Genomic DNA, 15,081 nt, shown 5'->3' on the forward strand with positions numbered 1-15,081 from the left:
GTCATTGCAAAAACCGGCCAAGTAAGTGAAGAAACCGCTGCAACCCTTCCTCCATCTCCGGTTCCTTCATTTGAGAATAGCAAAGACGGATGTGGCGGGAAGGCGTTTCCGCAGAGTAACAGACATCACCGGGTAAAAAAGAAATGCTCTCCTGTTCCGCCAAGTCATGCAGGCTTGCGATATCAGGAGAAGGGGGCAGCTCCAGCCAGAGATTAAGTCCTCCCTCTGGTAGCATATAGTTCACTCCAGGCGGCGCGTACAGCTTCAGAAGCTTCGCCGCCTTTTCCATACGACCACGCAGTGTAATTCGTAGCTGTGCTGCGTAGGCGTCGTATTTTTCAGCGATGAAGGGTAATACGGCCTTCTGTGTCAGCAAGGGACTTCCTAGGTCACTCGCAGATTTAGCGGCGATCAGCCGGGACAGAATATTTCCTTCTGCTGCTACACAGGCGATTCGGCAACCAGGAGCAAGTACTTTGCTAAAGCTTTTCATATAGACTACATGTCCATCGGGATCCATTGATTTAATCGCCCTAGGTGGAGGTGCATGGAAATATAAATCACTAAATGGGTCATCCTCAACAATGAGGCAACGGTAGCTGCGCGCTAATTCCAGCAGTCGTTGCCTTCCTGTGATGCTCATAGTTACGCCGCTTGGATTTTGAAAAGTAGGGATGGTATAAATTAGCTTTGGGGGTCTTTGATCACACATTTTTGTAAGAACATCCACCCGCATCCCTTCACTATCCGTAGGTACAAAAATCATCTCTGCACCTCGTCCCGCAAATACATCAATAGCACCAGTATAGCTAGGCGCCTCAAGATAGACTGTATCTCCAGGACCAACAAATGTACGAGCCACCAGATCAATGCCTTGCTGGGTCCCGCTGGTTATCATCAAATCGGAAGAAGTTAGCGAAATCCCACGCGATTTCAAATGTTCTCTCATGACATTCCGCAGCTCAAGATCTCCCTGAAAATTCCCGTAGGTTGCCATAAGCTCCGGTTGCTCTTTGACCAAGGACGCGTAGGTGTCACCAATATCTTGAAGTGGCAGCAGCTCACTGTGGATGGCGGCTAAATGAAAGGGATATTTCACTTCCGAAACATCAAAATTCCGCCAAAGCTGAGCCCGCGGCAAATAATCATCATACAAATCCTGCCAGCAACCCTCTTCTTGACGTCTATTATGGGTTGGATCGGCTACAAAGCAGCCTTTACCCTGTCTGCAGTAAATAAGTCCTCGTCTCTCAAGCATATCGTAAGCCTTGCTTACTGTAACCTGACTCACGTTTAATGTTATAGCTAGACTTCTAACGGAGGGCAGCCGGACACCTTGCTGAAGCAGTCCTGATGAGATCCGCTGACTGAGGGTTTCACTGATTTGATGGGGCAGAGTTTTGCTGCCGCTGCGATTCAAATCGATATGCATGAACCCTTCACCTCCACTGTTATATTCAACGCTTTACTGTTATACAGCGCTCCTATTATGATAGCATCAAATCGAAAGGTGGAGAACTAATTTATGGATATCAAATACTCAACGGCAGCCAATCATCTAGGGTCATCAGCAGTTCGGGAGATTCTAAAAGTTACACAGGGCAATGACATCATTTCACTTGCAGGCGGGCTGCCTGGGGAGGATTTGTTTCCCTTGGAGGCCGTACGCGATGCCTATAATCGTGTGCTCTCCAGCGATACCTCAGCGCTTCAATATGGGCTAACCGAGGGTTTTACTCCACTACGTGACAAAATCGCTGAAAGACTTACCCGGCAAGGCATCCCGGTTACATCCTCTGAGATGGTGCTGACTACAGGCTCACAGCAAGCTATAGATCTGTTATGCAAAATATTGCTGGATCCCGGCGATGCAGTTTTTGTGGAAGCGCCCACCTATCTGGCAGCACTACAGGTACTCGGTTCTTACCGGGCTGCTATTCATACGATACCAAACGACGAACATGGCATTCTGCCAGATCAATTGGAGGAGCAGATTCGGGTACATCAGCCAAAACTGCTCTACGCAGTTCCGACCTTCAACAATCCGTCTGGAGCAACCTGGAGCAAAGAGCGCCGCGAGCAGGTGGTTGAAATCTGCCGCCGTTACGGTGTTCTTATTCTAGAGGACAATCCCTATGGAGAAATAACCTTTGATGAAGATAAAACTCTATATCCCCCCTCACTAGCCTCCATCGATAGAAGCTTCGGCGGGGATTATTGTGTAGTCTACACAGGGACCTTCTCCAAAATCGTCGCCCCTGCCCTGCGCACGGGTTGGATTATCGGCGATTCCGAACTAATCAAGACCATCGCCAAGGCGAAGCAAGCAGCCGATCTGCATTCCAGCACCATCGACCAGCGTGCTTTAGATGAGCTGCTGTTGCATTTTGATATTGAGCAGCATATCCGCCTCATCTCAAGAGAGTATCATTCGCGTATGAAGCTCCTGTCCGCGGAGCTCAGATCACATAACTGGGAAGGAGCATATTTCCTTGAACCAAGTGGCGGCATGTTCCTATGGCTTACACTTTCCGAAGAGATTAACACTAAGGAATTACTCCCGCTGGCAGTGGAAAACGGAGTAGCGTTTGTTCCAGGAGAGGTATTCTATTCAGCGGAGCCTCACAAAAGCAAAATGCGCCTTAACTTCACGCATACGCCACCCGAACTAATTCCTGCTGCTGTTCAACGTCTAGAGAAAGCATTGGTTCAATGGCAGCAAAATCAAAACATCGTTCGGTCGTGAATAACTGCTCATAATCAATAGCCACGATAGCTAATTAAAACGGCTTCTCCATCCTTTATTGGACGGAGAAGCCATTTTTTGTGAGCAGATTTCTGCGTCTTCACTTTTGCGCATTTGCAGAATGTTACCTTTACGCATTTCTGCAAATCAAATTTTCGCATTTCTACTTTTAGCGTTTTTGCAAATCTCATTTCGCAATTCCACATTTGTGTGTCTACACAGCTCATTTCTGATTTCCACATTTCAGCGTCTCTGTACAGCTCATTTCGTATTTTCACATTCGGCGTTTCTGCACAGCTCGTTTTGCATTTTCACATTCGCGTTTCTGCACATCTCATTTCGCATTTTCACATTCGCGTTTCTACCCTTTGCACATCATAACTCCAATTCCCCACATTTCGCTTTCCGCATCACCAATTATCCTCTAGTTACTCAACACATCTACCACTTAACTAACTCCGATTTCACCAGCGAAGTTACAGCCAGAGGTTACAATTGATATTTTGCTACTAACTCCAATCTTCCCGCAGAAGATTAGCCAAGCTCCGCATTGTTACAGTTTGCTAGCTACTAATCTAATTCTGGCGTCAAAGTAACTATGGAGTTCTGGAGTTCTGGAGTTCTGGAGTTCTGGAGGTTCGTATCGGACCCCAGCGCTCTTATTTGCATCAATTCCGCTCATTTGGTTTGCTATCGGACTCCATAGTCACTATTGGATTCAAAACGCCCGATATCCACCCTGTTTATGCCGAATAACGGCTCTCCAGTCCGAAACTCCTCCAAACAGGCATAAAATACACAAATAGCTGCATCTCGGTCCGTTAGCATATCAGCTCATCAGCTCATCAACCACCAGTCATCAGCCCATCTGCCGCTAGCAATTCTTTTAAAAAATCCAATTTCTGGCATATCACGTTACTAAACACCTGCATTTTCACGCATTCACTGCTTTATATATTTGCCTTATCCGCATTTGTTTGCAACAAAAAAGGCGGCGTAGCCAGGTTACCGGGATACGTCGCCGTTTGTATGGTGTTGTTATTATAATGTTGCAGTTAGGAAAGTTTGCCGTAAGCCGGGTTCTGTGCTCGTCGTGGTTCGATCGGGAACTACCCTCCCACCATAAGCGACAATCATCTATCTAGGCCATACATTACTGCACAGCTCCAGCGACCAACCTAGACGCGCCTCAGGCTAAGGCTGCTTATTCAGCTGCGTCTCATTAGGTCTTGCTCCAGATGGGGTTTACCAGGAACGAAGTCACCAGCGTTCCTCGGGGTCTCTTACACCTCGGTTCCATCCTTGCCTGTGCCGCCCTAAGGCGGCCATCGGCGGTCCATTTCTGTGGCACTATCCTTCAGCTCGCGCCGACTGGACGTTATCCAGCATCCTGCCTTATGGAGCCCGGACTTTCCTCCCGTGACGTCTTCACGTCACCGGCGATTGTCTGTCAAACTTTCCGAACAACATTATATATTATACAGACATCACATGTCTGGCACAAGCATTATTAAATGGCAATTTTATAGGAACTTAAATGGCTCCGTATTCACCTGGGAAGCATGTACAGCTGTATCATACTTATGCTCGGCCAGTTTTCCAGCCATCCACTCCGCTACTTTCTCTTTCATGATCTTCTCCGCATTATGTCCCGGATCAATCAGAGTGATTCCGGCGAGCGCAGCATCCTGAACTGTATGATAATCCAGATCCCCAGTAACCAGGACGTCCGCACCACGGAAAATAGCACTGTTATAATACTTTCCACCCGAGCCACCGAGAACAGCGGCTTTACGAATCGGACGGTCCAAATCACCAACAACCCGTACATGGTCTACCTTCAGACCTTTTTTTACCGTCTCCACGAATTGTCCAAGGGTTGTAGGCTCTTTGAGCTTTCCTACCCGCCCAAGTCCTAAGCTGCGGCCTTTAAGATCCATTGAATACAAATCATAGGCAACCTCTTCATAAGGATGGGCCTTAAGCATAGCCTGCACCACTTTATTGCGGATGGAGTGCGGGACGATCGTCTCAATACGAATTTCCTCGGCACGTTCCATCTTACCTTTTTCCCCGATATAAGGATCCGTGCCTTCTCCTGGAATAAAAGTACCGTATCCCTCGATATTGAAGCTGCAATGACTATAGTTGCCAATTGCACCGGCTCCAGCATTCAGAATAGCATCCAGAACCTTCTGATGATGATCCTTCGGCACAAATACTACCAGCTTTGATAATTGCTCTGAATGAATGTCTTTGATGGGTACTCCGTTTTCTATGCCAAGAGCTTCAGCCATCCAATCATTCATTCCACCCTCGGTAACATCCAGATTCGTGTGGCTGATGTACACCGCAATGTCATTCTTGATTAATTTTTCATACATTTTGCCCGTCGGTGTGTCTGTCTGGATTCCTTGCAATGGACGGAAAATAATCGCATGATGCGCAATAATCAAATTGCAGCCTAGACGAATCGCTTCTTCAACTACCTCATCATTCACATCTAAAGCAACTAATACATTAGTTATTTCTTTTTGCAGCGTGCCCAGTTGAAGGCCAATTTTGTCCCAATCCTCAGCTAAATGCTTAGGAGCCAGTTGCTCCATATACTGAATTACTGTTTGTCCCTTGGCAAACATTGTAGCACCTCCGTAATTTCCCTGATCTGACCTTGAATCTGTTTCCGTTTATTCTCAGCAGATTCTAGTTCTGAACGTGACAACGATGTTAAAATGCCTTCCAATTTCTGAATCTCACCCTGCCACTTAGCAAAAAACACAGCATTTGGCGCTTGAAGCAGCCATGGTCCCATTTGCAGCAAGGCCTCTTGCCCAAGGACCTTAGTGGAATCCCCCAGGGTTAAGTCACGATATACACTTTCATTTGTAATTCCAGCGTCCGTATTTTCTGGTACAGCCGTCAATACTTCATATAACTTCCCGTCTTCTTCCAAAATTCTCTCAGCTACGAGTACCCATTTATTATTTAATAACCAGCGGCGCAAAATATCCTCGCCTACATTCGGCTGAAGCAAAAGGGTTGTAACATCCTTTAGCTTACCTTGGCTTTGACCCCGGTCCAGAATCGCGGCAATTAATGCGCCTCCCATGCCAGCAATCGTGATACAATTGACTTCACCAGGTTCCAGAACCTCAAGGCCGTCTCCTCGGCGCACCGAGATCACCTTCCCTAGTCCAGCCTCTGCAACGCCCTTACAAGCAGCATCAAAGGGACCCGGGTTTACTTCACCTGCAATTGCAAACACAGCCTTACCGCTTTCGACAGCGGCCACAGGAAGCAAGGCATGATCGGAACCGATATCTGCTAATCTGCTTCCTTGCGGAATTTGCTCCAGCAATTGCTGAAGCCGATCTGATAATTTCACATTGTTCATGTTGCCACCCACGTTATCCATTTTTTTCGAAACCCAAACAACAAAGCTAACCCTGCTGCAATCTTTAGGATCAGCATCAATGAAATCCACTGCGGATAATCCTGTCTTAATAAAAGAGCGTCAAGTTCTGGCATGATCCAAAGCGATACTCCCACTGCAAAATAAACACTGGCAACACCGCTTACCTTATGATGCAAAAGCCAGCTTAACCATACCATCAGCACACACAATGGCAGCCATAGGAACTCCAGTTCAAATATAGAGGCCTCCGGGCTTCTTCCACCGAAGAACCCTGCATACAGTAATGCCCAAAAAGCAAAACCACAGTACTGCAACAAACCTATCCGGAGTAAAAATCCCAAAATACACCATAAAAAGCCGCAGCACCCAATTAGAATAGGCCTCCAGAGCTGAGGATCCAGATCATGCAAATCAATCAGCCATAGCCCAAAACCAAGCGTTAAAACACTGCCCAGCCCCGCTAGGATAAGACTGATAACATTGTTCCGGTCCTTATAAACGGCGGAGTATCCATAACAAATAATTAATACAGATAGTGCGGTTGCAAGTTGCAAAGGCCAAGGAAAAACGCTAAAATAAAGACTAATCAAGAAAATCAAGGAAATAATTCCAAAAGAAAACAGCCAAATTTTGATGCTTCCCTGCTGTAAATTTCTCAGCGAAATTGGATTGTTATCCTTATTCGCATCCTCATCGTCATACAGATTGGTTAAGAAATCGCAATACTGCTCTGGCAGCAACCGGCTTTTTCTCCAATACTGAATCTCTTTTATAATGATGTCGCGTTTTTCCAAATTCACTGGTTCATCCTTCTTTCCAGATACACAAGGTCAACACATTTTTTACCAGCGTAAATTCAAATAAAAGAACCTCCTGCCACTGAGCAGCAGAAGGTCCAGTTCATGAAATACTATTCAAGGAAATCCTTAAGCCGTTTACTGCGGCTAGGGTGACGAAGTTTGCGCAATGCTTTGGCTTCGATCTGGCGAATCCGTTCCCGGGTAACACCAAACACCTTGCCGACTTCTTCAAGCGTTCTTGTCCGTCCATCATCAAGGCCAAAACGCAGGCGAAGTACATTCTCTTCACGCTCCGTGAGCGTGTCCAGCACATCCTCCAGTTGTTCCTTCAGGAGTTCATAAGCCGCTGCATCCGCAGGAGCCAATGCTTCCTGATCCTCAATGAAATCTCCCAGATGAGAGTCATCTTCTTCACCAATTGGTGTTTCCAAGGATACAGGTTCTTGGGCAATCTTCATGATCTCTCTAACTTTCTCAACCGTCAGTTCCATCTCAGCCGCAATTTCCTCTGGGGAAGGTTCGCGTCCCAGTTCTTGCAGCAATTGGCGAGAAACCCGAATCAGCTTGTTGATCGTTTCCACCATGTGTACAGGAATACGAATGGTACGCGCCTGATCCGCAATCGCACGAGTGATGGCCTGGCGAATCCACCAAGTAGCATACGTACTAAATTTGAATCCCTTATTATGGTCAAATTTCTCTACTGCTTTGATCAGACCCATATTACCTTCCTGAATCAGATCCAGGAACAGCATACCGCGTCCGACATAACGTTTCGCGATACTTACTACGAGACGCAGGTTCGCTTCTGCAAGACGGCGTTTAGCTTCTTCATCGCCATTCTTAATCCGCATAGCAAGCTCAACTTCATCGTCAGCCGACAACAAAGGAACGCGTCCGATTTCTTTTAGATACATACGGACAGGGTCATTAATCTTGATCCCTGGTGGCAGTGACAGATCGTCATCAAAGCTGAAATCATCGCTGTCTTTATCCTCATTATCCTCACTTGGTCGGAGGCTGTTAACCTCTTCATCGTTCTCGTTTACAACCTCAATTCCCAAATCACTGAGTTGCTCGTAGAACTCCTCCATTTGCTCGGGGTCTTGATCAAACGGCGATAATTTCTCCATAATATCTTTGTAATTTAATGATGATCTTTTCTTACCTTGCTCAATGAGCTGATCCTTCACCTGATCCAAAGTAAATTCTGCTTCCAATTCAGTATGCTGATCGTTCGCCATAATTCGACTCCCTCCTCCCTAGGTACATCCTGTCAACATGTCATTGTCTCTCTAGGGCTATAATCTCACTTGCTATTTGTGCCGCACGCAAAAAGTCACCTGACTTTTCAGCCTGAATCATCTCTTCACGCTTCTGTTCCATTTTGCGTTGCAGTGGGTATTTCCGCACTTCACGAATACAATCATCTAGAACCTGCATATTCCAGTCCGGAGGGGTATCCATCATGGATATTGATGTCGCAGTTTTCTCCAGACGATCATCCTGAAGTGATGATAGAAACCGACTAATGCCGGGTGGTTTGCCTTGCGCGTAATAGGCATATAGATAAGCAGCAATTGCCGCATGATCAACGATGTTGAAATCTTCTCCGAGGCGTTCGCCCACATACGTGGCGGCTTCCGGGTCCTGAATCATAAAGGACAATAGACGCCGTTCCGCGACATGATAAGCGGGTAGTAAGGTCGGTGTCTGCACCTGCCCTTTTTTATGCCTACCATTATTCCACCTTTTGTCGTTATTATCCCCTTCAGGGATGTTTTTTTGCATCGATGCCCTAAGTAAATTACAATCCTGCTTCAAACTATCATATGAAAGTTCGAGTTCAGCAGCGATTTCCTTCAGATAAACCTCTCGCTCTGTTGAGGAATGCAGTGAAGCAATAACTTCTAAGGCTTCCTTGACATAGGCGATTTTGCCATCTTCCTCTAGGAGTATATGGTTTTTTTTCAGATATATAAGCTTAAATTTTATGGATGAAACTGCTGAATCAATAACCTGATCTTTAAATCTTTCTCCTCCATGCTTGGAGATAAATTCATCCGGATCTACCCCGCTTGGCAGTAAGGCGATCTTTACACGCAGGCCGCTGCCTTCAAGCATCGGAATGGCCTTCATGGCTGCTGCTTGTCCCGCCCGGTCACCGTCGTAAGACAGTATAATTTCATCAGCCAGGCTCTTCATAAGTGCCACATGACCCTCCGTCAAGGACGTTCCCATCGTTGCTACGCCGTTATGCACACCCGCTTCCCAGGATGAGATGACATCTCCGTATCCTTCAAACAGGACGATTTGTCGAGTTTTGCGAATGGATGCTTTGGACTGGTGCAAATTGTACAATATCCGGCTTTTGTTAAACAATCTACTCTCCGGAGAATTTAAATACTTAGGTTGACCCTCTCCAAGTATTCTTCCGGCGAATGCGATTACCTTGCCTGTACGGTTGGCAATCGGAAAAATAATCCGGCCACGGAAACGATCCAAATAGCCTTTGCCCTCACCGCGGGCTGACAGAAGTCCGCCTTTCTCCATTTCCGCAAGGTCAAAATTTCGTTTCTCCAAAAACTGCAGCAAAGTATCCCAGCGGTCCGGAGCATATCCGATCTGAAACTGGTCAATCATTTTATCACTGAAGTTCCGGCCTCTTAAATAGTCCATAGCGGCTTTGCCGTGTTCCGTATTCTTCAGCAAGTAATGATAGAACTTTGCCGACCATTCATAAGCTTGAATCAACCGGTCGCGTTCCGGATCAGGGGGAGACATCATACCTCCCTTACCTTCTGGAACGGGAATATCACTTTCTTCAGCCATTATTCTGACAGCTTCGGGGAAGGTTAATCCTTCGATTTCCATCCTAAATTTGATGGCATTTCCACCCATACCGCAGCCAAAGCAATGAAATACTCCCCGGTCGGGGGTAACAGTAAAGGAAGGGGTTTTCTCCGAATGGAACGGGCAGAGGCCCCATAAATATTTCCCCTGCTTGGACAAATGAACAACCTTACCGACTGTATCGACTATATCATGACGCGCAAGCACGCTTTCGATAACCTCTTCCGGAATATTGCCGTGTCCGCTAGCCACTTCAACCACCTTCATCTCTTAACAAATAAATATAATTCGCTATTGCTACACATTCTCCTGCAAAAGTATTAAAAGTTTTGTCAGTTTATGTTGAAAATAAGTTTTTTCTTCTGCCGTTATGGGTTTTGGACCCTTGGAATAATGTCCCCGTCTTCGTTCCACGGCCCTGGCATGTCTTCCCTCCAACATAAAATCCATCTTGGAATTGTCGTATTCCTGACCACGAAATGAAAGCACACTGCATCGTTTACCTAGTGCAAGTGCCGCAAGACCATAATCTTGAGTCAGTACCACATCTCCTGCAGTAATATGATTGGCAATATATAGATCGGCACTCTGATCTCCTCGATCCACCTGCACAACCGTTACACCCTCTTCAGCTTTCAGTGCATGGTCATAAGAAGATACCATAAGTACCGGAACACCAAAGGTGCGACCTACCTCAGCGATCTCTTTTTTGACCGGACAAGCATCCCCATCCACCACTATCGTTCTAGACTGGGACTTCTCCATGATCATCACCAATTTCCCGTGTAATATATATACGCCCTCTCCGCAAGAAATCCTTCTTTCTAAGCATAAATACGGAACGGATGTCAAATGACGCATTGGCACCGTTCCGTATATTTATACCCCAAACCAACATTCTATACCATAAGATTCAAATTTTCTTGATTAAAATTACCAGACAAGCTTCGCGAAATCAGCGAACGACTTGGAGTCAGCATCAATACCAGCAAGCAGAGCCAAACGGTTAGCACGCACTTGCTCGTCCTCAGCCATAACCATAACGGAATCAAAAAATGTTGTAACGGCGTCTTTTAGACCCGAAAGAATCCGAAGTGCTTCTTCGGCATTTTTTGCCGCCATAGCTTCAAGGTAAGGTGTGTGAAGCTCCTGCCATGTATTGAAAAGCTGCATTTCGGCATCTTCTTTAAGTAAAGCAGGATCAATCACTTCACTAGTTGCTTTACTTGCCAAATTACTGACACGAGTAAGCGAATCCACGGTAATCTTGAAATCTGCTTGGTCGGACACAGCAGCCATAAGAGCACGACTTCTGCCCACAACATCTACTACGTCGTCAAAACCAGCCGCTGTAACAGCGTCCACAACATCATAGCGTACATTGTCAGATAAAAGACGTTTTACACGCAGACCGAAGAACTCGTACAGGTTTATACGTAGTTCATCTCCAGAATGTTTCGTATTTCCTGAATTTTCATGAATTTCAATCGCCGCTTCAAAAATTTCACGCAGCGTAATTGGCAATTTATGCTCAAGCACAATTTGAACAATTCCTGCAGCCTGACGGCGCAGCGCATATGGATCCTGAGATCCTGTCGGGATGATGCCGATGGAGAAGCAGCCAACAATCGTATCAATTTTGTCTGCTATGCTGACTACTGAACCCGCTTCTGTTGAAGGTACAGCATCTCCTGCAAATCGTGGCTGATAATGCTCGAAGATCGCTTTTGCCACAGTCTCAGGCTCGCCTGCTTTACGTGCATAATCTTCACCCATTGTTCCTTGCAGCTCAGGAAATTCATAAACCATTTGTGTGACAAGGTCAAATTTACAAATATCCGCAGTGCGACTTACTTCGGACACAGCAGTAGCTGACAGTCCAAGCTTCACAGCCAGACGATCAGAGATTTGGCGAATACGGCGCACCTTATCCCCTACGCTTCCCAAATCTTCATGGTAAACAATGTTCTCAAGCTTGGCTAACGCATCGTCAATCTTCATCTTTTGATCTTCTTGATAGAAGAATTTGGCATCTGATAGACGAGCACGAAGCACTTTTTCATTTCCCTTAGCGATAACATCCAAGGATTCTGCATTCCCGTTTCGTACAGTTACAAAGAATGGCAGTAGCTTGCCAGCTGCATCAAAAACAGGGAAATAACGCTGATGCTCACGCATCGAGGTAATCAGCACATCCTGAGGAATCTCTAAGAAAGATGGATCAAAGGTTCCAAAGAGCACGGTTGGTGTTTCTACCAAGAACAGTACTTCTTCCAAAAGATCTTCTTTAATCGCAATCGTCCAGCTTTTCTCTTCAGCCAATTTGTTGATTTGATCCAGGATAAGCGTTTCCCGTTCCTTCACATCCACAAGTACATGCTGCGCACGCATGCTCTCCACATATTGTGCAGGCTCCGAGATTACAGTCTCTGTACCCAGAAAACGATGTCCACGGCTCACATTACCCGCTTTTACATCCGTAATCTCCAAATCAATGATCTCTTTACCAAAAAGAGCAACCATCCAGCGAATCGGACGAACGAATTTAAAATCGTAAGCTCCCCAGCGCATGTTTTTCGGGAAAGTCATCGCATTTACAATACCCAGAAGTCCTTCTGTGAGCAAAGAAGCAGTCTCTACACCCGCACTATTTTTTGTGGCATAAATATATTCCACGCCAGCTAGCTCTTTAAACGTAAATTGCTCTGGAGATACACCCTGACTGCGGGCAAATCCTAGTGCAGCTTTACTCCAGTCGCCGTTAGCATCCAGCGCGATTTTGCGTGAAGGTCCTTTGACCTCTTCACTAATATCCTCTTGCTTCTCAGCCGCATCCTTAACAAATACAGCGAGACGACGCGGCGTAGCATATGCAGTAACTCCAGCATGGTTTATACGTGCAGAATCCAACCACTTGGACATTCTATCCTGCAGCTGTTCCATCGCAGCACGGATAAAACGTGCAGGAATTTCCTCCAGACCGATCTCAAACAGGATATCTTTAGACACGGTCAGCACCTTCTTTCTTCAGCAGCGGGAAGCCAAGCTTCTCGCGTTCCTCAAGATATGTTGCCGCTACGGAGCGGGCAAGATTACGCACTCGGGTAATAAATCCAGTCCGTTCAGTTACACTAATTGCTCCACGTGCATCGAGTAGATTAAAGCTATGTGAGCATTTCAACACATAATCGTAGGCTGGGAACACAAGATGCTTCTCCATCGCTCTACGCGCTTCCTCTTCATACATGTTGAACAGCGAGAATAACATTTTTACATCCGATACTTCAAAAGTGTAGGTAGAATGCTCAAACTCCGGCTGATGAAAAACATCACCATAAGTCATACCGCTTACCCATTCAAGATCGAACACATTTTCTTTATCCTGAATGTAAGAGGCTAAGCGCTCCATACCGTAAGTGATTTCTACAGCAACAGGGTTCGCTTCGATGCCACCTACCTGCTGGAAGTAAGTAAATTGAGTGATCTCCATACCGTCCAGCCATACTTCCCATCCCAGACCTGCACAGCCCAGTGACGGATTCTCCCAGTTATCCTCTACAAAACGGATGTCATGCAAGAGCGGATCAATACCGAGTGCTTTCAAGCTATCCAAATAGATCTCTTGAATGTTATCTGGTGAGGGTTTGATGATTACTTGGAATTGGTGATGCTGATACAGACGGTTCGGGTTCTCTCCATAACGACCATCGGAGGGACGACGTGAAGGCTCTACGTAAGCCACTCTCCAAGGCTCAGGACCTAGCGAGCGTAAAAAAGTCATAGGGTTCATCGTGCCGGCGCCTTTTTCTGTGTCATAAGGCTGTACGATGATACAGTTCTGTTCAGCCCAGAACTGTTGCAGTGTCAAAATCATCTGCTGGAAGTTCATAATACCGTCTCCTTCGCTTTACAAGTTTTTTACAACAGCTTGCCTAAAACTTTCTACCATGGAGGCGGCACTTTTAGCTCCTGACAGCAACAAAAAGCCCCCGCCCCCATGCCTGATTAACAGACATAGGGACGAGAGCTTAACTTATTCTCCCGCGGTTCCACCCTACTTGATTTCATACCTTGTATGAGCAAGTTTGCTGCCAAGACAAGAACGAAATCCACTTTCATTCGCCGCATCCGTACTCCCGGGTGCCATGTTCATGAACGTTGTCCCGCCAGGCTTCCACTGCCCCCAGCTCGCTGAATAACGACAATACAGTCCACTACTTTCCCGATCAATGCACGCCTCTCCCCAATTGGAGCATAACGACGATCATATAATAAACTGATCCTATAGTAACGGAAAAATCAGCTTTCGTCAAATCTTGTACTTGTCGAGCTGGTCTAGGAAACTTTGTGACTTCAGCTTTAATCCGAGTTGTACATCCATAAAGGCCCGCATAATTTTTTTCAGCTCATCCCGGCTGCTTTCCTTTACATCCACATTGCCTAGTCTAGTTAGGTCAAGTCTGGCGAATAATCGCAGCAGCTTCAACGCACGAGCAGAGACCTCCATGGCTGGAGGGTCATTATGTTTACAACTGCGGCACAGTGCTCCTCCAAGGCGAGGGCTGACCAGCAGTTGATCATCCGGCTTCTCGGCACCACAAATTACACAAGAATCGAATTCAGGACCATAACCGGCTGCCTGTAAGATTTTCATTTCAAAGACATTTATGATAACGCCGGGTTCCTTGTCCTCTTCAAGTGCATTAAGACAGGCCGTAAGCTGGCGAAACCAGAAGCTTCCCGTTTCCTCATCATGCAGAACACGATCAAGCAGTTCACACGCATAAGACGCATAAGCAGCTTTGATCAAATCCTCACGCAGCGGATGGTGAGACTTCGTAATTTCGCCAGAATTCAGTGTCCCAAGTCCTCCATTATTTCTAAAAAAAACAAATTCCCCAACGGTGAACAGTTGGATCAATGCAGCATGGCGGCTTTTGACCTTCTTTGCGCCACGCACCAGAACCCCTACTTTTCCCGCGTTCTCGGTGCAAAGCGTAATAATTGCGTTCCCCTCGCCGTAGTCCATGCTGCGGATGACGATCCCTTCCACCCTGTGTAGCATGCCTCTTCCCCCAACCATTCGGCAAGCAACCAGTCCTTATTGCGCTTCTTCATCACAGGCCTTCTCTTCCTCCACTAGCTGTAATCCACTATCTTCAAGCGGATGGCCAGCTTCCTTATACAGCAGGTAAGCATCGACGTCTCCTGTCATTGCAAAATACTTCCACGAAAAGTTTCGCATTCGTATTCATCCTTTCTTGGGA

At 46.3% G+C, this 15,081-nt stretch carries 12 protein-coding genes and 1 other RNA gene; 1 reads left to right on the forward strand and 12 read right to left on the reverse strand.

The window, feature by feature from the left end:
• Position 1 precedes the first annotated feature (1 nt).
• Positions 2-1,432, reverse strand: coding sequence for a PLP-dependent aminotransferase family protein (locus MHH86_RS23400; protein ID WP_342479439.1), 1,431 nt, complete (start codon positions 1,430-1,432; stop codon positions 2-4).
• A 93-nt stretch (positions 1,433-1,525) separates the two neighbouring features.
• Between MHH86_RS23400 and MHH86_RS23405 the strand changes: the two genes are divergently transcribed.
• Positions 1,526-2,746, forward strand: a complete 1,221-nt coding sequence (locus tag MHH86_RS23405; protein ID WP_076146045.1) for a PLP-dependent aminotransferase family protein — start codon at positions 1,526-1,528, stop codon at positions 2,744-2,746.
• A gap of 1,056 nt (positions 2,747-3,802) precedes the next feature.
• Here the strand turns inward: MHH86_RS23405 and rnpB are convergent.
• From rnpB to MHH86_RS23460, 11 genes are all read right to left on the reverse strand, one after another.
• Positions 3,803-4,205, reverse strand: an RNA gene (gene rnpB, locus MHH86_RS23410) — RNase P RNA component class A.
• A 64-nt stretch (positions 4,206-4,269) separates the two neighbouring features.
• Positions 4,270-5,385: a Nif3-like dinuclear metal center hexameric protein gene (locus tag MHH86_RS23415; RefSeq protein ID WP_036683794.1), complete on the reverse strand. Its 1,116-nt coding sequence runs from the start codon at positions 5,383-5,385 to the stop codon at positions 4,270-4,272.
• Positions 5,361-6,131, reverse strand: a complete 771-nt coding sequence (locus MHH86_RS23420) for a class I SAM-dependent methyltransferase (protein ID WP_036683946.1) — start codon at positions 6,129-6,131, stop codon at positions 5,361-5,363. Before MHH86_RS23420 ends, MHH86_RS23415 begins: the two co-directional genes overlap by 25 nt.
• 5 nt (positions 6,132-6,136) lie before the next feature.
• Positions 6,137-6,961 (reverse strand): hypothetical protein, encoded by an 825-nt coding sequence (locus MHH86_RS23425; protein ID WP_143767748.1) that lies wholly within the window; start codon positions 6,959-6,961, stop codon positions 6,137-6,139.
• A 110-nt stretch (positions 6,962-7,071) separates the two neighbouring features.
• Complete coding sequence (gene rpoD, locus MHH86_RS23430; protein ID WP_036683799.1) at positions 7,072-8,205, reverse strand: RNA polymerase sigma factor RpoD; 1,134 nt, start codon at positions 8,203-8,205, stop codon at positions 7,072-7,074.
• A 40-nt stretch (positions 8,206-8,245) separates the two neighbouring features.
• Positions 8,246-10,066 (reverse strand): DNA primase, encoded by a 1,821-nt coding sequence (gene dnaG / locus MHH86_RS23435; protein WP_036683805.1) that lies wholly within the window; start codon positions 10,064-10,066, stop codon positions 8,246-8,248.
• A gap of 45 nt (positions 10,067-10,111) precedes the next feature.
• Positions 10,112-10,585 (reverse strand): DUF188 domain-containing protein, encoded by a 474-nt coding sequence (locus MHH86_RS23440; RefSeq protein ID WP_036683807.1) that lies wholly within the window; start codon positions 10,583-10,585, stop codon positions 10,112-10,114.
• Between the two features lie 162 nt (positions 10,586-10,747).
• Positions 10,748-12,823: a glycine--tRNA ligase subunit beta gene (glyS, locus tag MHH86_RS23445; RefSeq protein ID WP_038572893.1), complete on the reverse strand. Its 2,076-nt coding sequence runs from the start codon at positions 12,821-12,823 to the stop codon at positions 10,748-10,750.
• Positions 12,816-13,703 (reverse strand): glycine--tRNA ligase subunit alpha, encoded by an 888-nt coding sequence (gene glyQ / locus MHH86_RS23450; protein ID WP_036683820.1) that lies wholly within the window; start codon positions 13,701-13,703, stop codon positions 12,816-12,818. The genes glyS and glyQ overlap by 8 nt, the downstream gene beginning before the upstream one ends.
• 420 nt (positions 13,704-14,123) lie before the next feature.
• Complete coding sequence (gene recO, locus MHH86_RS23455; RefSeq protein WP_036683821.1) at positions 14,124-14,879, reverse strand: DNA repair protein RecO; 756 nt, start codon at positions 14,877-14,879, stop codon at positions 14,124-14,126.
• A 36-nt stretch (positions 14,880-14,915) separates the two neighbouring features.
• Positions 14,916-15,059 carry a YqzL family protein gene (locus MHH86_RS23460; protein ID WP_076098533.1) on the reverse strand — a complete coding sequence of 48 codons (144 nt, stop codon included), beginning with the start codon at positions 15,057-15,059 and terminating at the stop codon, positions 14,916-14,918.
• Between the last annotated feature and the right edge of the window lie 22 nt (positions 15,060-15,081).

It is taken from the genome of Paenibacillus sp. FSL F4-0097, assembly GCF_038593125.1.
Lineage (GTDB): Bacteria > Bacillota > Bacilli > Paenibacillales > Paenibacillaceae > Paenibacillus_AQ > Paenibacillus_AQ odorifer.

Bases quoted from the DNA above. Each gene is read 5' to 3' on its own strand.
- MHH86_RS23400 (WP_342479439.1), bottom strand. From the start codon at position 1,432: ATGCATATCGATTTGAATCGCAGCGGCAGCAAAACTCTGCCCCATCAA.
- MHH86_RS23405 (WP_076146045.1), top strand. From the start codon at position 1,526: ATGGATATCAAATACTCAACGGCAGCCAATCATCTAGGGTCATCAGCA.
- MHH86_RS23415 (WP_036683794.1), bottom strand. From the start codon at position 5,385: ATGTTTGCCAAGGGACAAACAGTAATTCAGTATATGGAGCAACTGGCT.
- rpoD (WP_036683799.1), bottom strand. From the start codon at position 8,205: ATGGCGAACGATCAGCATACTGAATTGGAAGCAGAATTTACTTTGGAT.
- MHH86_RS23440 (WP_036683807.1), bottom strand. From the start codon at position 10,585: ATGATCATGGAGAAGTCCCAGTCTAGAACGATAGTGGTGGATGGGGAT.
- glyQ (WP_036683820.1), bottom strand. From the start codon at position 13,703: ATGAACTTCCAGCAGATGATTTTGACACTGCAACAGTTCTGGGCTGAA.
- recO (WP_036683821.1), bottom strand. From the start codon at position 14,879: ATGCTACACAGGGTGGAAGGGATCGTCATCCGCAGCATGGACTACGGC.
- MHH86_RS23460 (WP_076098533.1), bottom strand. From the start codon at position 15,059: ATGCGAAACTTTTCGTGGAAGTATTTTGCAATGACAGGAGACGTCGAT.